Origin of the sequence: Geothrix sp. 21YS21S-2, assembly GCF_030846775.1 — a bacterium.
Taxonomy (GTDB): Bacteria; Acidobacteriota; Holophagae; order Holophagales; family Holophagaceae; genus Mesoterricola.
This window is the reverse complement of the sequence record NZ_CP132910.1, coordinates 3802046-3821550: the sequence shown is the minus strand read 5'-3', so window position 1 is coordinate 3821550 and position 19505 is coordinate 3802046. Positions and strand designations below refer to the sequence as shown.

15 protein-coding genes are annotated in these 19505 nt (G+C 66.2%); 5 read left to right on the top strand and 10 right to left on the bottom strand.

Annotation, left to right across the window (positions count from 1 at the left end; all coding sequences use genetic code 11):
• The first annotated feature begins 2 nt into the window (after positions 1-2).
• Genes pyrE through RAH40_RS16830 form a run of 3 tightly spaced genes read left to right on the top strand, consistent with a single transcriptional unit; the run spans position 3 to position 2055 of the window.
• Positions 3-626: an orotate phosphoribosyltransferase gene (gene pyrE, locus RAH40_RS16840; protein WP_306598744.1), complete on the top strand. Its 624-nt coding sequence runs from the start codon at positions 3-5 to the stop codon at positions 624-626.
• A 7-nt stretch (positions 627-633) separates the two neighbouring features.
• Positions 634-1191, top strand: a complete 558-nt coding sequence (locus RAH40_RS16835; RefSeq protein WP_306598742.1) for a cob(I)yrinic acid a,c-diamide adenosyltransferase — start codon at positions 634-636, stop codon at positions 1189-1191.
• Between the two features lie 24 nt (positions 1192-1215).
• Positions 1216-2055 carry a transglycosylase SLT domain-containing protein gene (locus RAH40_RS16830; RefSeq protein WP_306598741.1) on the top strand — a complete coding sequence of 280 codons (840 nt, stop codon included), beginning with the start codon at positions 1216-1218 and terminating at the stop codon, positions 2053-2055.
• A gap of 4 nt (positions 2056-2059) precedes the next feature.
• On the opposite strand, the gene RAH40_RS16825 is transcribed toward RAH40_RS16830, so the two are convergent.
• Together RAH40_RS16825 and RAH40_RS16820 are read right to left on the bottom strand one after the other, a co-directional pair.
• Positions 2060-2914 carry a DinB family protein gene (locus RAH40_RS16825; RefSeq protein ID WP_306598740.1) on the bottom strand — a complete coding sequence of 285 codons (855 nt, stop codon included), beginning with the start codon at positions 2912-2914 and terminating at the stop codon, positions 2060-2062.
• Between the two features lie 14 nt (positions 2915-2928).
• A complete protein-coding gene (locus RAH40_RS16820) occupies positions 2929-3336 on the bottom strand; it encodes an Hpt domain-containing protein (RefSeq protein ID WP_306598739.1) in 408 nt (135 codons plus the stop codon).
• 84 nt (positions 3337-3420) lie between these two features.
• Here RAH40_RS16820 and gmhA point away from each other — a divergent pair, with 84 nt between their 5' ends.
• Positions 3421-3987: a D-sedoheptulose 7-phosphate isomerase gene (gene gmhA, locus RAH40_RS16815; RefSeq protein ID WP_306598738.1), complete on the top strand. Its 567-nt coding sequence runs from the start codon at positions 3421-3423 to the stop codon at positions 3985-3987.
• Entirely contained in the window at positions 3968-5134 is a 1167-nt protein-coding gene (locus tag RAH40_RS16810) for a coproporphyrinogen-III oxidase family protein (RefSeq protein WP_306598737.1), read from the top strand. Before gmhA ends, RAH40_RS16810 begins: the two co-directional genes overlap by 20 nt.
• A gap of 592 nt (positions 5135-5726) precedes the next feature.
• Here RAH40_RS16810 and RAH40_RS16805 read toward each other — a convergent pair.
• The 8 genes from RAH40_RS16805 to RAH40_RS16770 form a co-directional block, all read right to left on the bottom strand.
• Positions 5727-6182, bottom strand: coding sequence for a hypothetical protein (locus tag RAH40_RS16805; protein ID WP_306598735.1), 456 nt, complete (start codon positions 6180-6182; stop codon positions 5727-5729).
• A gap of 526 nt (positions 6183-6708) precedes the next feature.
• Positions 6709-7161 (bottom strand): hypothetical protein, encoded by a 453-nt coding sequence (locus RAH40_RS16800; RefSeq protein ID WP_306598734.1) that lies wholly within the window; start codon positions 7159-7161, stop codon positions 6709-6711.
• 172 nt (positions 7162-7333) lie between these two features.
• Positions 7334-7753, bottom strand: a complete 420-nt coding sequence (locus tag RAH40_RS16795) for a hypothetical protein (protein WP_306598732.1) — start codon at positions 7751-7753, stop codon at positions 7334-7336.
• Positions 7754-8083: a hypothetical protein gene (locus tag RAH40_RS16790; RefSeq protein ID WP_306598731.1), complete on the bottom strand. Its 330-nt coding sequence runs from the start codon at positions 8081-8083 to the stop codon at positions 7754-7756.
• Positions 8083-13518, bottom strand: a complete 5436-nt coding sequence (locus tag RAH40_RS16785) for an RHS repeat domain-containing protein (protein ID WP_306598730.1) — start codon at positions 13516-13518, stop codon at positions 8083-8085. The genes RAH40_RS16790 and RAH40_RS16785 overlap by 1 nt, the downstream gene beginning before the upstream one ends.
• Positions 13519-13570: 52 nt before the next feature.
• Positions 13571-13870 carry a hypothetical protein gene (locus RAH40_RS16780; protein WP_306598729.1) on the bottom strand — a complete coding sequence of 100 codons (300 nt, stop codon included), beginning with the start codon at positions 13868-13870 and terminating at the stop codon, positions 13571-13573.
• 126 nt (positions 13871-13996) lie between these two features.
• Positions 13997-15877, bottom strand: a complete 1881-nt coding sequence (locus RAH40_RS16775) for a DUF3999 family protein (protein ID WP_306598728.1) — start codon at positions 15875-15877, stop codon at positions 13997-13999.
• Positions 15874-19467 carry a DUF2339 domain-containing protein gene (locus RAH40_RS16770; protein WP_306598727.1) on the bottom strand — a complete coding sequence of 1198 codons (3594 nt, stop codon included), beginning with the start codon at positions 19465-19467 and terminating at the stop codon, positions 15874-15876. The genes RAH40_RS16775 and RAH40_RS16770 overlap by 4 nt, the downstream gene beginning before the upstream one ends.
• Between the last annotated feature and the right edge of the window lie 38 nt (positions 19468-19505).

Genomic DNA, 19505 nt, shown 5'->3' with positions numbered 1-19505 from the left:
CCATGCTCGATCTCGCCGCAGGTCTCCTGGACGCGGGCGCCGTGCGCCTCTCCCCCAGGAGCCCCTTCACCTGGGCCTCGGGCCTGCGCTCCCCCATCTACTGCGACAACCGCCAGCTCCTGGGCTTCCCGGAGCTGCGCGGGCGGATCCGCCGGGCCCTGGCCGAGGCCGCGGCCCTGGCCGATCCCACGCTCATCGCCGGCACCAGCACCGCCGGCATCGCCTGGGCCGCCCTGGTGGCCGACGAGCTGGACCTGCCCATGGCCTACGTGCGCCCCGAACCCAAGAAGCACGGCATGGGCCGCCAGGTGGAGGGGCCCCACACCGACGGCCACCGGGTGGTGCTCATCGAGGACCTCATCTCCACCGGCGGTTCCAGCATCAAGTGCGTGGAGGCCCTGCGCCACGAGGACGCCCAGGTGGTGGAGGTGCTGGCGCTGTTCAGCTACGACCTGCCCCAGGCCGCGGCCGCCTTCCGGGAGGCCGGCGTGGACCTGAAGGTGCTGGCCACCTTCCCGGAGCTGGCCGCCAGGGCCCGGGAGAAGGGGATCCTGGAGGAGCGCGATATGGAGTCGCTGAAGGAGTGGCGGGCTGATACCGTGGCGTGGAGCAAACGGCACGAGTGAGGTGGGGATGAAGATCTATACGCGCACCGGCGACGAAGGGATCTCGGGGCTCTTCGGGGGGGAGCGGGTGCCCAAGGACCACCTCCGCCTGGCGGCCTACGGCACCGTGGACGAGCTGAACAGCCTCCTGGGCGTCCTGGGCCTCCACCTGCCCCCGGACCTGTCCGGGCACATCCAGGCGGTGCAGCACGACCTCTTCTCCCTGGGGGCCATGCTCGCCACCCCGCCCCAGTGCGCGGGGCTCCTGGACCAGCGCATGACCCGGCGCACCTGGTCCATCGCGGAGATGGAAGCGGACATCGACCGGCTCACCTCCCTGGCGCCGCCCATGACGGCCTTCGTGCTTCCGGGGGGCTGCCAAGGTTCCGCCTACGCCCACTGGGCCCGAACGGTCTGTCGGAGGGCCGAACGTGACGTGGTTTCCCTCAGCGCCGCGGAGACCGTTCCCGCCGACGTCCTCATCTACCTGAACCGGCTCAGCGACTGGCTCTTCTCCCTGGCCCGGGCCGCCAACGCGGTCGCGGGGGTGGAGGATGTGAAGTGGATCCCTAGGCAGCAGGGTTAAACTGGGTATTGGGATTAATTGCCAATGAAACGCGCCGCCCTCGCCATCCTCTCGCTCGCCGGTCCCGCCCTGACGGGCGCGGCCCATGCGGACGGCCCTGCCAAGCGAGGCCAGACCTACCTCTACACGTACTTCGACAAGAACGGCAACACCGTCATCAACAACCTGCCCCCCTCCTACATGAAGGGCCAGGGGCTCACCCTCAAGCACGTGGGCGTGGGCCATATCCGGCTGGCCATCAGCTCGTCCGAGATGGCCAAGGTCCTCAAGAGTCCCGAGCTGCTGGCCATGGTGGACGCCATCGCCGCCACCGAGGGCGTGGACCCCTACCTGGCCCGGGCCATCATCCAGGCCGAGAGCGCCTTCTACACCAAGGCCCGCAGCCGCGCGGGGGCCCTGGGCCTCATGCAGCTCATGCCCCAGACCGCCGAGCGCTTCGGCGTCCTGGACCCCTTCGACCCCCGGCAGAACATCACCGGTGGCGTGAAGTACCTGCGCTGGCTCATGAACGCCTTCCAGGGCGACCTGCCCCGGGTGGTGGCCGCCTACAACTCGGGCGAGAACAACGTCATCAAGTACAAGGGCATCCCCCCCTTCGCGGAGACCCGTGCCTACGTGCCCCGGGTGATGAACCTCTATGCCAAGCGCCTGGTCCAGCCGGATCCCGGCGCCGCCGGCTCCATGGCCCTTCTGAAGAAGGGCCGGGGCGGCTTCGAGGTGAGCGAGAAGGCCGTGGCCCCGGACGCCGCGCCCGAGCCCCAGCCCCGCACCAGCAAGCTCTTCCAGTGGGTGGACGCCACCGGGCGCACCCAGATCAGCGACATGCCGCCACCCAAGGGCACCGCCGGAGTGAAGGTGTTCTGACCGGTCAGATCAGGCGGGCACCCGGCACGTTCTCGTCGAGCCAGCCCTGGGCCAGCTTCCGCAGGCCGGCCTCGCTGAAGGCGTGCCACCGCTGCTCCAGGTCCGGGAAGTCCCTCAGGGTGTCCCGGAAGGCCCGGAAGGGCTTGGGCAGCCGCAGGGCCCGCCCCAGGGCCCGGGCGGCCTCGCCTTCCGGCAGGGCCTCCACGAAGTCCTCCAGGATGGCGAACCGGTCGCGGGGCGCCAGGGGCTCGACGGGGAGCAGGTCCTCGCCGTTGCGGCCCTTGCCGGCCTCCGGCAGCACCTCGCCGGTCTCGAGATCCAGGAACCAGGCCAGGTCGGACCCGTTGGCCTCCAGGGCCTCCACCAGATCCGCGGCCGCCACCTCCAGGTAGGCGTACCGGCCCGGATCCTCCTCCTCCCGGGCGAAGGTGATGAACCCCACGTCCACCGGCTCCCGACCCGACTGCCGCAGCAGCAGGGAGATCTGGCCCCGGTGGTGGACGCCGTGGGTGGCCACGTGGAGGAGGATGTCCCGCAGGGGGGTCCAGAACTCCACGCCCTTGAGGTTCTCGTAGTGCACCGGCGCGGCAAGGCCGCTGGCGGTGGAGGTTCTCAGCACCTCCCGGTAGCCCGCGGCGTTGGCCTGGGCCAGGGACCTGCACTCCGCGAGGGTCAGGCCCGGCCAGGGGGCCGCCTTGGCCTGGGTCCCGCACCGGATGCGGCCCAGCCAGGTCGCCTCGGCGCCCAGGACGTGGCAGAGGAGCCGCAACGCGTCCCCCGGCGCCTCCTCCAGGGCCTCGATCAGTCTCCCGTCCGCCCATTCCAGATGGTTGAAGAGCCGGTCCAGGTGCGCGTCCACGGTTTCCTCCCGGGTCAGCCCGCCTTGCGCCGGGCCACGAACGTCTCCAGCGCCGTCACGGAATCCGCGTAGGCCGCCTTCAGCTGCTCCAGCAGGCCGGCCGCGGGCGTGTCCCACCTGCCCATGCGCCCGCCGCTCTCCAGGAGGGCGGCCACGGCCCGCACCTTGGGGGCGCCCATGGTGCCCGCGGAGCCCTTCACCGCGTGGGCCACGTCCGCCATGTCCGCCATGTCCCCGGCGGCCAGCGCGACGCCGATGGCCTCGATGCGCCCGGGGGTGTCCTCCTTGTAGAGGCCCAGCATCTCCTCCAGGAGCCCCAGCTCGCCGTCGTCCAGGCCCAGCAGCTGGTCCATGACCTCCATGTCGAGGCTGGAAAGAACAGGATCGTCGCCGTGGAAGCCGGGATCGGTGTCGGGAACCATGGGATCCTCCTGGGGGCCATTATTACATGGTGATTTGAAACGGGGCCCCCGACCCGTCAAACTTGGGCCAGCGAAAGGAAACCCATGAAGAACCTGCTCCTCCAGCATGTGGAAGAATCCATCACCCTCAAGAAGGCCTTCTTCGCCCAGGAGGCCGACCACATCGTCGCGCAGGCCGCCGACATGGCCGAGCGCCTCAAGCGGGGCTGCCGGATCCTCGTGTGCGGCAACGGCGGCAGCGCCGCCGACGCCCAGCACTTCGCCGCGGAGCTGAGCGGGCGCTACGTGAAGGAGCGCCGGGCCCTCGCTGGCATCGCCCTCACCGTGGACACCTCCGCGCTCACGGCCATCGGCAACGACTACGGCTTCGACCAGGTCTTCAGCCGGCAGGTGGAGGCCCTGGGCCGGCCCGGGGACCTCCTGGTGGGCATCTCCACCAGCGGGAACAGCCCCAACATCATCCTGGCCGTCGAGGCCGCGAAGAAGCTGGGCATGCGCACCCTGGTCCTCACGGGCCGGGACGGCGGCAAGCTCAAGGCCCTCGCCGACGACGTCCTCGTGGTGCCCAGCCCGGTGACGGCCCGGATCCAGGAGATCCACCTCATGACCTACCACTTCTGGTGCGAGGCCCTTGATACCCATTTCGACTAGCCGCCTGAGGGAGGCCGCCGCGCGCGAGCCCCTGGGGCTCTACCTCCACGTTCCCTTCTGCCGGGACCGCTGCACCTACTGCTCCTTCGTCACCACCCGGGACGAGTCCCTGAAGGAGGCCGTGCTCGGGCGCCTCGAGCGGGACGTGCGGGACTGGGGCGGGCGCCTGGGCCGGCCCCGGGTGGACACCCTGTACCTGGGCGGCGGCACCCCTTCCCTCCTGACGGCCCCCGAGCTCGCGCGGCTCACCGGCGCGGCGCGGGAGGCCTTCGATCTGCGGCTCGCCGAAGCCACCCTGGAGGCCAACCCCGGAACCCTCGACCTGCCCTGGCTGGAAGCCGCCCGGGCCCTGGGCTGGGACCGCGTCAGCTTCGGCGTGCAGGCCCTGGACGACGTCCTCCTGGAGCGCCTGGGGCGCATCCACGATTCCGCCGCCGCCCTGGAGGCCCTGGACTGGGCGCGGCGCGCCGGGTTCTCCCGGGTGAGCGCCGATCTCATGGTGGGCATTCCCGGCCAGCGCCTGGACCGGGTGCTGCGGGACGCCCGCACCCTGGTGGAGGCCGGCGCGTCCCACCTCTCCATCTACCTCCTGGACCTGGACAAGGCCTGCCCGCTGCGGGGCCAGGTGGATTCCGGAAAGCTCGCCCTCCCCACGGAGGACGAGACGGCGGACGTGTTCGAGGCCCTGCAGGCCGAGGTGCCCCGCCTGGGCCTGGCCCCCTACGAGGTGAGCAACTACGCCCGCCCCGGCCAGGAATCCATCCACAACAGCCGCTACTGGGAGCGCCGGCCCTACCTGGGCCTGGGACCCAACGCCGCCTCCCAGCTGGGCGACTGGCGGTGGACCGAGAGCGGCGTCATCACCGCCTGGGCCGAGGACCGGGGCCGCGCCGAGGTCCAGGAGCTGGACGCCGCCGAGGCCCTGGCCGAGCTGCCCCTCCTTGGCCTGCGCATGCACCGCGGCGTGCACTGGGGCGAGCTCCGGGCCCGGGCCGCAGCCCTGAACCTGACGCCTCTGGCGGAGGCCTGGGAGGCGCAGCTGGAGCCCTTCGTGAAGGCGGGGATCCTGCTGAGGGACGGGGAGGTCCTGCGGTTCAGCGCCCGGGGGATGCTGGTTTCCAATGGGGTGTTGGAGATCTTCGTCTAGGCCTTTGGGATGAGTGCCCCGCATTCAGGGGGTCAATTGGCCGTTGACACTCCTGCCGAGGGCGAGCCGGACGATGCGCTGGAGTCGCAGGCAAGGCCGCTATTGCCCAACCCCTTCGATGGGGACGAACCTGCCTCGAAGCCAAAGAGCCCTTCGCGGCGGGAGATATAGGCTTGCTTATGTCTAGGCAGGCGGCGGGAGTTTTTGATGAAACGCTCGGGGCCGCAGGCCACGAGGGGTTCAGCAAAAACCATTTTGGATAAGGCTGCCTTATCGAAATTGCGACGACTGCCGACCCCCGCGGATGGCGAGGATGGATGCTGGACGGACGAAATGGAGGGACCCGTTGGGCTTGCAGCGTTGACGCCGTCCGAGGCCGCCGCTTACCCTCTGCACGACCGCGTGGGACGGGGGGCCTCACGGGCGCCCCGACGCAAAGGGCGTGCTGGAGTGCAGCGCAGCGGAACGGAGGCGCGGGCTTTGCACGGGGCGAGCCGGCCGGCGCCCTCGATCGGGTGGGTCGGCGCGCAAATCAGTCTCTTTGAGGCATGGCAGATATGCCCAGCCTAGAAACCGTGGCCTGAGCGCAGGTCTACCCTTGTGGGTTGATGGAGGCCAAAGGAACTTTTAAGCAGATACAGAGCCGAATGAGGTCGGAAATCGAAAGGGACTTCCAGGCAAAAGGGGACACATCGAGTTCATTTAGAAACTCGGATTTGAACCCGAGATAATCGTTCAGTTCTTCGAGGCTCCATCCAAGTTCCATACGCCTTTGATGAAACCAGTTTTCTCCAGCTTCACCCTCATACTCTGTGTCCAGTAGAAATGGAAGGAGCGGGTTGCTCTCACGAATGAGGCCTAAGACATCTAACTCAATCTTCCTGCAGAGGATTGCCGCTTCCTCGAACGACACTGAAAGGTATATTTCCTCATCGTGATTTTCTATGTCCCAGTACGAATCCAGGGAAATCCCTGCAGCCTTGGCCACCTCTGACTCTGAGAAGCCCAGTTCCAGTCTCTTATCTCTTATCGCCTGCGAGATCTTCATGCATTCCTCCAATTCCATCGCATAGATCACGCCGGGACAAATGCAGGTAAAGGCGTGAACGACGGACTCGGCGTCAACGTGGGTGCCGGCCCAAACAGCGGGAAAATGTACATGTCATGCACGCTTGGGAGTCTTCTCTGTGAGGGGGGATAGGTCTTGTTTGGATCCCAGGGCGCAGCATTGCCGCTCGGATCCTCAGAGCTTTGGCCCTTCTTTGGATCGACTTTCTTTTGATTTGGCCTCGGCTTTCTTGCATTCGGCGGTGAGGACCCTTTATCGTTTCCATCCTTATCCTGCACATCCCAATGGCGCCAATGCCCACTGTCTTCTGGATGAATCGTGTACCGGTCCCCAGTTTCGGGATCACGAGGACGGTCTTCCCGTTGTCCCAGAACCCAGTTCGCCAATTGACCGAGTCGTAACCAGGTGGCGGCGGTGGATTGTCGCCGATGGCCGCAATCATGGTAGGTGGAGAGGGTGGGATTGGGTCTCCGGGGGCTCCAGAGGCATCTGTTTGCGACAATGGTTATTGAACCGAGCGGAATACAGCCTCCTGGGCATTTGGAAATTCGGAAAGACCTCGAATTTTCTTGACCTTCAGAATCGTCTTATCTCCCTTGGTAATTTTTGATCCCCAAACAACGAGGTCATCACCCTTTAGCACATTTACAACCATATCCTTAGGGTGAAATTCAATTCGGTGCCCCGACATACTAAAGCATTTTCCGAATTCATTTTCCATGGTCGGGTCCTCTGCTATCTCCCACACATAGACATTTTGTATAACTGACGCAGGTTTTGGCTCCACCTTGAAAACCAAGTCATCCAGGGGTAGAGCATCGCCACGAAGCTCTCGCTTTTTACCATCAAACCAAATGACTACTTTTTTGGAATCAATACCGACCTTGCATTCAGCAACCTGCGCAACGCACGCCAGAGATGAAAGTATTCCCATTAACACGATTTGAACAATTCTCATTGATACCCCTCCTGGAAGAAAACATGACCACCGATCACAATCCCACCTGACTCCGATTTTCCAGCGCCATGGAATCTTGTTCGCCCTCCAAGGTCATATTTCATTGAAGTTGGACTCGACCATATTTGCCTAAAGGATTGTATGCCAGTTGTTCCAAAGCTGTTTATTTTGTTTATTGCATATGAGTATCCTGAATCTGAGTCCCCCCAAGCAATAGGTCAGAGATAAATCCACGGTTGCTCTTATTGCCTGGACCCGTTAAGGAATCAAACTGATGCTTCGCAGTAAGTGCCTGAAGAAGAGTATTACTTGAAGCGCTTAGCCCTTCTTGGGAAACAGCAGCCCTTGCTTCGCCATCGTTGAAATTTTTCCAGCCCTCCGAAATAGTTCGGTTCATCAACGCAATGATTCCAGCTTGAACACCAGATGCGTCACCGCCAGCCCGATCGGTCTCACCACGGTGCTCATGCGTTATAACTGCCGCACCTAATTGTTGAGCAGTGATATGAGCCGCCGCCAAGTCGGTGGCTTGGGAATTTGTAAATCCGATCTTAAGCAGTGTCGCCTTAGTTAGAAATTCTGATTGCGCCAACTATTTTTTAGGTTCGCCAACATCAACAACAATAACCCCACCAAACCTCCTTGTATAATACTCGCTGCTTACAACATATTTTTCATTTTCTTTAACACACTCAAATCGGGCAACCCCATCAAATTTTGGAATAAAATGAAAACTCGATGAATCATGTGGTTTTATAATTCCACCCCATAATTGCCTATCATCGCGTTCAATCGCATTAACAACCACTGGCTCAGTTGAATTATTTTGCATCACTATTCGAACCCAAACTGCTTTATAGGTGACTAAAGCTATAAACAAATATACGATAAAAAAGTTAATTTTCTTCAAGATTGATTTCATCATTGCACCTCTGGAATGCTTGTCATGAGTCTTCCTCCACTAATGGCATTCATTACAGCTACTTCAGGTTTCACGTTGATGCTCCTATCAAGAGCCATTTCGCGACCAACCTTATTGTTATATAAATCTTGCAGACGTTCTCCAGCAGGCGAGTCATCCCTTTCATGAGCGTCTGTAATTAATTTTGCACCATCTGCACCGATCATCTTAGTCAAGTGGAAACTCCACAGGGCGTGTCTAGCTGCATCTCTCTCATCCCCAAGACCTAGTTGCGAAGGAAACAGCTTCTTAGAATCTTCAAGTGCAATTCGTGCAGCTATTGCTGCTGCGGCAGCCTTCGCGGGGTTCAGCGCGGCTGTCAATCCTTCGCCCTTCCCATTAGGGTCGAACCCTAGTTTTTTGTAATTTTCAGCAACTTCCGCCTTAGTAAGTTTTTGAGGCGGACGCGATGGATCTGGTTTTGTTTGCGCCGCAACCCTATTCTCCTTATTTCTCATGGACATATCGCCGAAACCGGAATCTTCTCTCTTTGCCGGTTTCACCGGGGCTTTTTCTTCGACTTGGCTCGTATCTTTGGGGACCTCTTGAAGGCCTGTCGGATCCGTCGCCATCACAGGGTTGTTCCGAACATAGCTGTTGATGTCCCAACTCTGCGTGAACTCAAAATGCTGGTCCCTCGCCGGGTCCGGGCTGGCAAAGCGCCCGTATTGCGGCAGATAGAACCGCGCCTGCATGTAGATCAACCCCGACGCATCCGTCTGCTCGTGTCCGGTATAGCCCTTGGCCGTCTTGAAGGCCCCGGCCTGCTCGAGCAGCTCGCCGAACGGCAGGAATTTCTGCCGCGATTCGAGCGCCCCCGTCGGGCCTGTCACTACCCGTGGACTTCCCAGGTGGTCCACCTGGGTGACGTGGAGGCCCGCGGAATCCAGTTCCGCCGCACCCTGGGTGCCCACATAGAGGACATCCCGCTTCCATGTCAAAGAACCGCTGGTGCTGACCTCCCACTGGCTCACCAGCTGACGAGCATCATTGTAGATCTGGATCTGGGATTTCTGGTAGGTCCCCCAGAGGTAATCCTGGATGACGGTCCGAAGGCCGTCGGCCCGGTATTGGTAGAGCTCCTGGATCCCCTTGGAGGAGTGGGCCACGCTCATGACGCGGCCCAGCGCATCGTAGGTCAGGGTGATGACCTTGCTGGAATCGCCAGGCTTCTCGAAGACTTGGGTGAGGTTGCCCTGGGCGTCATACAGGGCCCCCGTATACGCCCCGTTGGCCATCTGGACGGGCAGCCGGTTGTGGGCCCACAACGCCGCATCGTTGGGATCGAAGTTCACATAGGCGGTGTTCGGGCAAACCGTACCCGGACTGGTGGTCGTCCCACTGATCCGGTTCCCGAAGGCATCGTAGGTGAAGAGCTGGTCCTGCTCGCCATAGGACGGACTCTGGACGGCGGCGGAGATGAGGCGGTTGAGGACGTCATAGCCGAAGAGGTCCGTGCCCAGGGTCCGGAGATCCAACACCTGGGACAGATTCCCGGCGCCGTCATAGGAATAGCCCCAGCGCTCGAGGGCCACTTTGCCCGCACCGAAATGCTCCAGGGTGCCGAGCCGCATCTGGTCCGGGCCGTAGGAGAAATTGCTGGATGCCCCGTTCCCGAAGGACACGGCCTTGGGCAGCCAACTCACGGAATCGAAGCTGGAGGACCAGTCACTGGTATCCGCAATGGTCTGTCCCCCGGCTGAAAGGAGCCGCGGATGGCCTGTGGCGTCGAAATAGCTCTGGGTCCACCCCGCGTGTCCCGTGGAACCCGATGAGCGATTGCCGTAGGCGTCATACCCGAAGCTCTGGGTGATGGTCTGCCCCGCGGCCACCGTGGTCAGCGAATTGAGCCGGCCTGTGGCACCTTCGTACCCATACGAGGTCTGGACCTGACCGTCCTGGCTCCAGGCTGGCTTGCCCAGGCCGCCCGCAGCCGTGTCATAGGTGAAGCTCTGGTTCACGGTTCCGTCGCTGGAGGTGACGGCAAGCACCCGGCCCATCCAATCGGGAACCGCGGTCACGGTCCTGCCGTTGTAGTTCGTGGTCTGGGGCTTGCCCCCGACGGTCCACCCGGAATAGGTGGTTGTCCCGCTTTCAGGCTGGTCAAGGGCCGCGAGCCAGCCCAGGGAATTATAAGTCCAGGTCCGGCTCTGGGTATGGGAACCGCTGGCCTGGGTCACACCGGTGAGGCGGTTGGATGCGTCGTAGCTGTAGTTGGCGACCTGGCCCAGGGCATCCGTGACGGCCTTCAAGCGGCCGGCGGCATCGTGGAGGAACTGGGTGACCCGGTTGCCGGCAACAGTCACCACCTTCTTGAAACCCGCCGACGCCGGGTAGGTCGTCACACTGGTGACCCCAGCGGGATCGACGGCGGTATCGGCCCGGCCCCGGGCGTCATATGTCAGCGAGGAACCTTTGTAAAGGGCAGCGTACTCAGTGGTGGTGGTGGTCGGGGGGGAGGTCTGCCACTGGACGCAGGCCCTTTCGCCCGTGTCGGGATTGATGGCCCCCCACTTCTTACATACGGACTCCCCGGGGATCGTCACCGTTACGCTCACCAGCCGGGTCAGGTTCGGGAGCGTCCACTGGGTCTCGTGATCGGCCCCGTCCCCCAGGAGCCATACGGTCTCCCCGGTGGGGCGGCCGGCACCGTCGTAGCCGTGGATCTTATGGGACCAGGTGCCATTGGGGTCCCTCCGCCGTTCCACGACGAGTTCCCCGAAGCCGTTGTAGCGCAGTACCTGGACCTGGGCGCCGCGGGTCACGGTGATGCCGCGGTGGGAGCTGTCGTCATAGGCGATGTCCGTGGCCTGGGTTCCGGGAGGTGCGATGTGCGTAAGGCGTCCCGCCCCGTCCCAGGAAAGCCCGGTGGCTCGGTTGTCAGCGTCATACTGGGCCGTTGGCCGGCCGATCTCGTCCTGGTCCTGGCGGGACGTGAGAATCAGGCCGGCGTTGGGACGGATCCCGATGCTCGAAAGGAAGCCATTGATGTCGTAGCCGTAGCTGGCAACACCCATGCTGCCGCTGAAGGCAAGACCGTTCGGGCTCGTGAGGGTCGCCTTCTGGAGTTCTGCGGCGGTAAGGCCGGAGGTGCCTTGGTAGTCCAGGGTGGTGGTCACGGCGAGGACGGCGGGGTCCCCGATGGTCACGGACCGGAGGGTGTTCAGGACGCCGTCCTGGTCCCGGGTGATCTTGGGTGGAGGGTTTCCGGTCGAGCCGTTCAGCGTCCCGTCGGTCCCCCGGGACGTGGTTTCCGTAGCCACCCGGTTCAGTAGCCATTGGGGGATTCTCGAGTCCAGGGTCCGGGTCACCAGGTCCTCGGTGCCTGAGGAGGCTCCCGGGGAGCTCCAGCCTGAACCTTGGCTGGCGAGATTCAGGGGATCGAAGGCCAGGGAGGGGCTGGCATTAAGGGCCGTGGTCCGGTGGGTCACCGTCCACCCCAGGTTCGCCGCATCCCAGTTCGTCGTCTCCTCCGCGGTGAAGGTCTGGGAATCCTTGTCCCAGGTTCGGGTTCGCGTGGGATAGGGCACGGGGTAGTCCGTCAGCGCGCCGCTGGCGTTGCCGGAGGCGTGGGCGCTGAAGCGGTCCTTCACGACCCATTTGTAGGCGGAGCTGTAGCTCGGGTCGGTAATGGCCAGATCCGCCTCCCAGGCCACGCCGGCCGCGTAGTACCGTGCCTCGCGTTCCACATGTTTCAAATAGGCGAGGAAGCGCATCCCATTGGTGGGGTCGGGCTCCGCGAAGCGGTGCAGGACGACCTGGCCATCCGGGGTCGCGACGGCGGTGTAGAAGGCCGTGGAGACCCAGGCTTCTGTCAGGTCGGTCCCGATGGGAGGGACCTCCGTTAGCCAGTTGAGTTGCGGGACGACCCGTGTATAACTCGTGCTTCGCTCGGTGCCGGAAACCAGGTCGGTATCGGTCAGCGCATACACGCCGAACGTCCAGGACGGGCGGCGCTGGCTGGAAGGGGCGATGCCCCAGGCATTGGGCGCGCTGTTTGCCTGGTAGGTGTAGGCCTTCCAGTTCAGGGTGATGATGCGGTTTGGCAGGGTGATGTTGCGCAGGACCGTCGGGGAGAGGCTGACGCCGTCCCAGGTCGCCGTGGCGCCGGCCGAGGCATAGGTGAACTGGACCGTTTCGGTTGTGTCCTCCTGGAGGATCTTCACGGGCTGGAGGCAGAGGGCGGCTTCACCCCACAACACATTCATCTTCCGCTGACCATGAAGTTGTTGGGTTATGGCGCTTCCCGGTTGTCCCCCAGATTCCAGCGTCAGCGCCTCCAGGCCCTTGGGGCAACCCAGGTCCAGGAGGAAGCTGGAGACGGGGTGACTGATGCCCAGGTAGGAGACCCGCACCTGGGTGAGGGACCCCATGGAATAGCCGCTGGACACCAGGCTCGGCATGGAGGGTGCCGCGGCGGATCCCACGACGGCGACCTGGATGCCTACGGAGGGATTTGTGCTCCAGGTGGCCGTGTACCCGATCCCGTCGGAGGCATAGGCGAAATCGATGCGCTCCCCGAACCGGTTGCGAATGTGGGTGAGGGCATAGTGGGCGCTGAAGAGGGAAGTCCTGGATGTGTTCACGAGGTACGGGCGGATCTGACTCCGGAAGCGATGGCTCACGTAGGCCATTTCGTATGCCACTTCCCCCTGCACCACCAGGATCCGCCGGGGCCAGCGGTGCTGGATGGCAAGCGTGTCGATGCTTTCATGATAGAGCCAGTCCTGCACGTCCCCGGCAGCATCCTGGATCCCAAGGATGAGAGCGCCCGAGGACCCCATCTGGATGAACGGTCCGGTCGGAGAGCCCACGTCGCCAGAAAGCAGCCCCAGGCTTCCAGGAACGCCAAACTGCGTGAGGAGCTGTTGGGCAGCGGTGGTGGTCATTCCCGGCGGCACCGTGCCGATGACGGATCCACCCCCGCCAGGGAGACTGTATGCGCTCTGACTCTCGTCCGTGCTTCCAAGGGCAAGATCGAAGGTGCCCGGAAAGAACGTCGAGGTTCCGTGGCCCCGCTGGTACATCGTGTCCACCGTGTTGGTGTTGTAATACAAGGTTCCCGCGCTGCTGACTTGGGCCACATACGTTTCGAAGGTGGAACTGACGCCCACCTGGGGTGCGACCCGCAGGCTCAGGGTTGGACGGAAATTCAGCCCGCGCTGGCCGATGCCTGGGCCGAACGGGATCTCCATGCTCGCGGCACCGGATGCGACGTCCACGTTGACGCCGGCACTTACGGTCACAGGTCCTTTGGCCCGGTCAAACTTGACATCCGAAAAACTGCTCTGGTAGGACTGTGCGCTTAAGGGTAGGGCGCAGACGAGAAGGAAGGCTATGAACGCCTGCCGGATTGAAGGAGCAAGCCCAGGACAATTGATGGCAAAGTTGAACATAAGCCATCCCTGATCAAGGGGGTTTGTGGGTGTGAGTTGGAAACGGCCAGGATCAAACCGGCGCGAAGGCATGCTCGAGAGCGTTGATGGATTCAGGCAATTTTAGCGATTTCGATTGGGGAAAATGCTCGATTTCCGTGAACGGTGTAAATTCTCCGCCGAACCGTTCTACGCGATTCTTCCCAGGGACCTTGGCCAACGGGCTTGGCATCAATTCTCTCTTTGCAGTCCCCGGCAAGACCCCAGCGCCGCAGCGTTTGTTCTCTTCTACTGAAGAATCCAGGCGAATTGGGAATGGACGCTCTGCCTGAATTCCGGCAGAAAAATCCAAACGCTGGGGCCATGAAGCCATGAAGGATGGAAGGTTCCGTCCTGGATGCTATTACAAGGTATTTCCCGGATGCGTTACGAGTGAGGGCGGAAATGAGCCACATGAAGAGCGCACATCAGGAAGCACCGGCCAGGCAGTGATCCGGCCCTAGAGAGGATCCTTTGCATCCTTGCCCAGGACCCGGGCCAGCATAAAGAGAAGCCCCGCGACGGCGAGCACCAGGGCGCCCCAGAACACCGCCTTCATGCCCGTGCCCGTCCCCGCCGGGGCGGGTTCGGTCCCTGCGGCCAGCGCGATCTCCTGGGCCGGGGAATCCCGCAGGCGCCCGGCCAGGAGGGCCAGGTCGTAGTCCGGTGCTTCCAGCGAGCGGCCGTAGCACAGCAGGAACGCGTCCGCGGGCCGGAAGAAGCGCAGCCGCCAGGACGGCAGCAGGAGGCGGGCCGAGTCGATGGCCAGGGGCTGGTTGTCGCCCTCCTCCACCTCCACGGCGAGGTCGCGCCCCGCCTGGGGCAGCGGGATCACCAGGGCCTGGGCCGGCGCCCCGGGATCCCCGTGGCTCCAGTCGGCCACGGCGCGCACCTGGGGAGGTTCACCGTCCAGGACCCGCACCCGGCGCCGGAAGACGCGGGCCCCGGTCTCCAGCACCAGCCGCGAGGCGGGGATCCCCGCCTGGGGCAGCTGGATGCGGTAGGTGGTGACGCGGTCCTTCGCGGCGCCCCTGGGCCAGACCAGCGGGAGGGAGAGGGGCTCGTCGCGGGATTCCAGCAGGTAGGGGATCTGCCGTCCCCCGCTGTCCAGGAGGCGCAGGTCCTGGAGCCGGGGGCTGGTGGCCAGCACGTGGGCGTCCAGCGCGAGAGCGGAGAGCCCGGGGGCCCCGGCGGGCACATGGCGCCGGAAGCGGAAGCCGGCGGCGTCCAGGCTCGCGCCCACGCCCCCGTCCAGCGCCGCGGCGGGCGCGGGGGGCGCGGCCACCTCCGGCCCCCAGGAGGCCCGGGCCGCGGGGGCGCGGGAGAGCAGGTCCCTGCGCGCCTCCAGGTCGTAGCTGGGCGCCCGAAGGCGGGGGTCGCCGCACCGGGCGGTGAGGGTCCCGTTGTCCGGGGCCTCGAAGTAGATCCAGGGCTGGGGTTCCAGCTCGGCGCGCACGCCGGTGAGCTCCAGGCCGGGGTTGTCGCCGTCCTGCACGCGCAGGTCGATCTCGGAGCCTTCCGGGGCCTCCACGGGGATCCGCAGGTCGTAAGCCGCGCCGCCCTGGGCGCGCCGCAGGCGCGCTGCGCCCAGGGTCCGGGGGGCCAGGCTGGACGCGGAGAGGCGGGGCTCGGTGACCTGGGCCTCCCGCAGGATGGGTCCGTCCCCGGCCACGGTGAGCACCAGGGCCCGCAGGGGGATGCGCGGCCCCGGGAGCCGCAGGGTGAAGCGGCTCACGCCGGGCTCGGAGGGGCGCCGCAGGAAGGGCAGCTCGGCCACCGGCAGGACCGGGGCGGAGCGGGACTTGAGCAGGAAGGCCGCCCCGGGGGCCGGGGCCGGCGCACTGGAGCGGTCATCCCACACGATGCGCAGGTAGCGGTAGTCCCCTTCCGGGAACGCCACCTCCAGCAGCCGCAGGCCTTCGCCGGGCAGGTCGAAGACGCTGCCGGCCTTCACCAGCTCCGTCCACCGCTGCCGGTCCCCGCTGCCCTCCAGGCGGAACCGCTTCAGGAAGGGCGGGCGCAGGCCCTCCAGGCGCAGGCGGGAGGTGGCCAGGGGCGCGCCCAGGTCCAGTTCCACGCCGCTACTGGTCTTGGTCGCGGGCAGCGGGAGCATGCGCGCGGGGACCCACACCGCGGCCCGGGGGTCCGGGGGCACCAGGACGTAGGGGATCTCCCGACCCGCGGCGTCCCGGATGCGCAGGTCGGCGAGGGCGTTGCGCGTGGCGCCCAGCAGGGCCAGGTCCACGTCCAGGCGCTGGGGCCCGGCGCCGGCGGGCCGGATCTGGCGGGTCTGGGCCGCCAGGGTCAGGCAGAGGATCCCGGAGAGGAGGAGGCGCATCATTCGGAGGCCTCCCCGCGGCGCAGCACGAACTTCTGCAGGATGACCGCCACCCCGGCAAGGCACATGGCGAGCCCCACGAAGGAGGCCACCCGGTAGAGCCCGCTGAGGCTGGAGAGGTCGTGCAGGAAGGCCTTGAGGACCGTCGCCGTCAGAAGCAGGATGGCCGCCACCCGCGACACCCGGCTGCGGGACGTGACCCCCGCCACCAGCATGAGGATGGCGAACACGGCCCAGCCGATGGTGTAGCTCAGGTCCTGGGCGAGGCTCCCGTGGGCCAGGTTGAAGGTGAGCACGGGCCCGGTGCTGAAGGCGTCGGCGATCTCGATGTTGAGCAGCAGGAACAGCAGCACCGCGCCCCCGGCGGGCAGGATGCGGGAGAGCCCGGGCATGGCGGGCAGGAAGCGGTCGTCCCGGTCCTTCAGCAGGCGCGCGGCAGCGAAGAAGCACACCGCGGGCACGAGGTACGCATAGAGGTACCAGTTGAGCACCACCATCCCGCCCCGGGGGTGGTAGGAGAACACGGCCGGGTTGAGCACCAGCCGCGCGAAGACCGCGGCGAAGAGCCCCCCGCACCACGCGAGCAGCCCCTTGTGGGGAACCCGCGTGTAGAGCCAGGCCAGGGCCGCGGCCAGGAGCGCCCAGCCCAGGGTGATCCACTCGTTGTCCAGCTGGAGGGGGATGGCCACGGTGATGAACGCCAGCGCCGCCCCCGCCACCAGGGCCAGGTTGGCCAGGGCCCGGGGCCCCTGGAGCCCGCGCATGCGCAGGACGTGGGGGGCCAGGAGGAGGGCCTGGGCCACGGGCAGGGCGCCGATGAAGCTCGCGTACCCCAGCACGCCCAGCGCGGGCCGCGCCGCCAGGAAGAACACGGCGCTGGCCAACACCGCGGCGATCCAGGGCAGACGCGTCTCTCCGCCCTCGTCGCCCAGCAGGAGCGGGTAGACGAGTTGCATGGCGTAGAGGGGCGCGGCCACCGCCAGCAGGGCCGCGGCGTGGGACGGAAGGCGCAGGGGGTCGGCCAGGGCCAGGAGCACCAGGCCGGTGGAGCCTGCCAGGACCACGGTCCAGGCCTGCGCCCTGCCGCGCCGGGCCAGGGCCAGGAGCCCCAGTCCCAGGGCGGCGTGCACGATCACCTGGACCGCCAGGGAGGGATGGGCCGCGTGGTCCTTGTACGCCGCCATCACCAGCTGCGCGGCGACCAGGCCCAGCCCCGCGGCCAGCGTGAACAGGGCGTCCCCGCGGCCGCGGGACAGCTCGAACCAGACGTAGCCCAGGGCCGCGAAGGCCAGGGCAGTCCAGGGGGCCAGGAGCGTGGCGGGACCCGTGCGGGCGCCGCTCAGGATCCACACCCCCAGCACCCCCTGGGTGATCACGGCGCAGCCCGCGAGCAGGGCGCCCCGCCTCAGGCGCAGGGCCGCCACGCCCATGGCCAGCCCGAGGACGCCGAGCACCGCCAGGAAGGGCCAGGGGGGCTCGGCCAGGCGGTGGTCGCCTGCCACGGGCAGCAGGAAGAGGAGGCCCGTGAGGCCCATGAGGGTCTCGGGGCTGCCCTTGGCGCCCAGGGGGGAGGCTTCGAGGCGCTCCCGCAGGAACACGGTCCCGCCCAGCACCAGCAGGCTGAAGCCCAGGACCACCGCCAGGGCCGGCATCAGTTGGCCGCTCACCGGAGCGCTGGCCCACCAGGCCACCAGGGCCAGGAAGCTGAAGGCCAGTCCCAGGACGCAGAGCACGGGGCGCCGCCCCTGGCCGGCTTCGTACAGCAGCCCCAGGTTCAGCACGCCCAGGAGCGCGGCGAGCACGCCCAGGCTGTGGGGGGCCACGCCGGGCCCGGCCAGGAAGAACAGGAGCCCGACGCTGAGGAAGACCAGGATGGCCCCGCTGCCCTCGGGCTCCAGGGGCCGGCCCCGCCGCGCCGCCAGGAGGGGCACCCCCAGGAAGACGAGGCTGAAGCCGCCGTAGACGAGCAGCGCCGGCAGGAGGCTCCCCGCGTCCAGGTGGCGCATGGACCACGCCGTCTCCGCGGCCAGCGCGAAGAGGGCGGCCAGGAACCACACCGTCCCCTCCCCGAACCGGATGGCGAAAGCCGCGGCCATGGCCAGCACCAGCAGGACCGCACCGAACAGCGCCAGGGGCGCCGCGGTGGCGGGCTCCAGGAAGACCAGGGCGGTGAAGGCGCCCATGAGAAGCGGAGCGGCGTGGACGGCCAGGAGGCCCGCGCCCAGGAAGGGGCGCTTGACCTTGAGCCGCGCCTGGATCCATGGGACCGCCAGGTACAGCGCCGCGAAGAGCGCCGTGAACCCGAGGATGCCGGGCCAGGCGTCCGAGGTGTAGCTGAAGGCCAGCCAGGTGGCGAAGATGAGGAGCACGGCCGCCGCGCCCAGAGCGTGGAGCCACTCCGGCCCCCGCAGGAGGGCCACGGCCGCCAGGCCCGCGGCCACCAGGAACAGGAACCCGAACATGAGGCCGAAGTGCTGCCCGTACACCGGGTTCATGGCCATGTGCACGGCGAAGAGAACCGGCGGGAGCGCGGAGAGGGACGCCGTGTGCCGGAAGAGCGCCGGGGCCTCCCGGTCCCGGGACAGGAACAGGGCGCCCAGCCCCAGCAGCGGGAACAGGAGGAAGACCCCCAGGCCGATGCCCAGCTTGGACTCGTCCAGGAACCTCAGCACCCAGCCCAGCTGGTACAGCGCCGTGAAGGCCAGCGTGAGGGCCGTGAGCAGGGGCCAGCGCTTGCGGTAGGCCACCCACCCCAGCCCCACGTTCAGGAGCGCGAGGTAGCCGAACAGGCCGATGGGATGGTCCTCCCCCGTGGACAGCAGGAGCGGGGTTGCGAAGCCCCCCAGGAGGCCCAGGAGGGCGATGAACACCGAGTCCCTGCGGATGGAGAGGCCCACGGCCACCGCCGTCACCAGGGCCATGAGCGCGAAGGAGGCCGCCGCGGGCAGCAGGTGCCACAGGGCCGAGGCCGCGTAGAAGGTGGAGAAGAGCGTGGCGATGCCCGCGGCCGTCAGGGCCTGGGCCGTGACGGCGTACGCCCGCGCGCGCCCCGTCTCGCACCCCGCCAGCAGCCCCACGCCCACCAGGAGGCCGATGGCCATGCGCACCGGGGCCCCGAGCCAGCCGTGCTCCACGCCGTACTTCAGGAAGGCCACCGCCGCCACCAGCAGGGCGACGCCGGCGACATAGGAGAAGAGCTTGACCCCCACCAGGGACTCCCAGTCGAAGGGCTTGCGGGGCTCGGCGGGAGGAGGCGGCGGGGGGGGAGGCTGGGGCGGTGGGGGAGGCGGCAGGGGACGGGCCACGGGCGGGAGCGGCGGGGGCTCGGGCCCGGCGGGGGCCGGGACCGGCGGGGGTTCGGGCCGGGGCGGCGCGGGCAGCTCCCTGATCCACTGGGGCACCACCACCGGGGCGGTGTCCCCCATGCGGGCGGGACGTTCCACGGGTTTGGCCGGAGGCCGGGCGCCGCGAAGCGCTTCCAGCTCGGACCTCAGGAAGTCCAGGTCGGATTCCAGCCGGGAGACGCGGGACCTCCTCTGGAGGGTCTCCAGGAGGAGCCATACGAATGCCGCGAAGATGAACAAGGCTTCCAAGCTGCACCTCTCGCTGATCGACGGAAAATCCACTATAA

Coding starts and splice junctions, on each gene's coding strand:
- pyrE (WP_306598744.1), top strand. CDS start 3: ATGCTCGATCTCGCCGCAGGTCTCCTGGACGCGGGCGCCGTGCGCCTC.
- RAH40_RS16835 (WP_306598742.1), top strand. CDS start 634: ATGAAGATCTATACGCGCACCGGCGACGAAGGGATCTCGGGGCTCTTC.
- RAH40_RS16830 (WP_306598741.1), top strand. CDS start 1,216: ATGAAACGCGCCGCCCTCGCCATCCTCTCGCTCGCCGGTCCCGCCCTG.
- RAH40_RS16820 (WP_306598739.1), bottom strand. CDS start 3,336: ATGGTTCCCGACACCGATCCCGGCTTCCACGGCGACGATCCTGTTCTT.
- gmhA (WP_306598738.1), top strand. CDS start 3,421: ATGAAGAACCTGCTCCTCCAGCATGTGGAAGAATCCATCACCCTCAAG.
- RAH40_RS16805 (WP_306598735.1), bottom strand. CDS start 6,182: ATGAAGATCTCGCAGGCGATAAGAGATAAGAGACTGGAACTGGGCTTC.
- RAH40_RS16800 (WP_306598734.1), bottom strand. CDS start 7,161: ATGAGAATTGTTCAAATCGTGTTAATGGGAATACTTTCATCTCTGGCG.
- RAH40_RS16790 (WP_306598731.1), bottom strand. CDS start 8,083: ATGAAATCAATCTTGAAGAAAATTAACTTTTTTATCGTATATTTGTTT.
- RAH40_RS16785 (WP_306598730.1), bottom strand. CDS start 13,518: ATGTTCAACTTTGCCATCAATTGTCCTGGGCTTGCTCCTTCAATCCGG.
- RAH40_RS16780 (WP_306598729.1), bottom strand. CDS start 13,870: ATGGCTTCATGGCCCCAGCGTTTGGATTTTTCTGCCGGAATTCAGGCA.
- RAH40_RS16775 (WP_306598728.1), bottom strand. CDS start 15,877: ATGATGCGCCTCCTCCTCTCCGGGATCCTCTGCCTGACCCTGGCGGCC.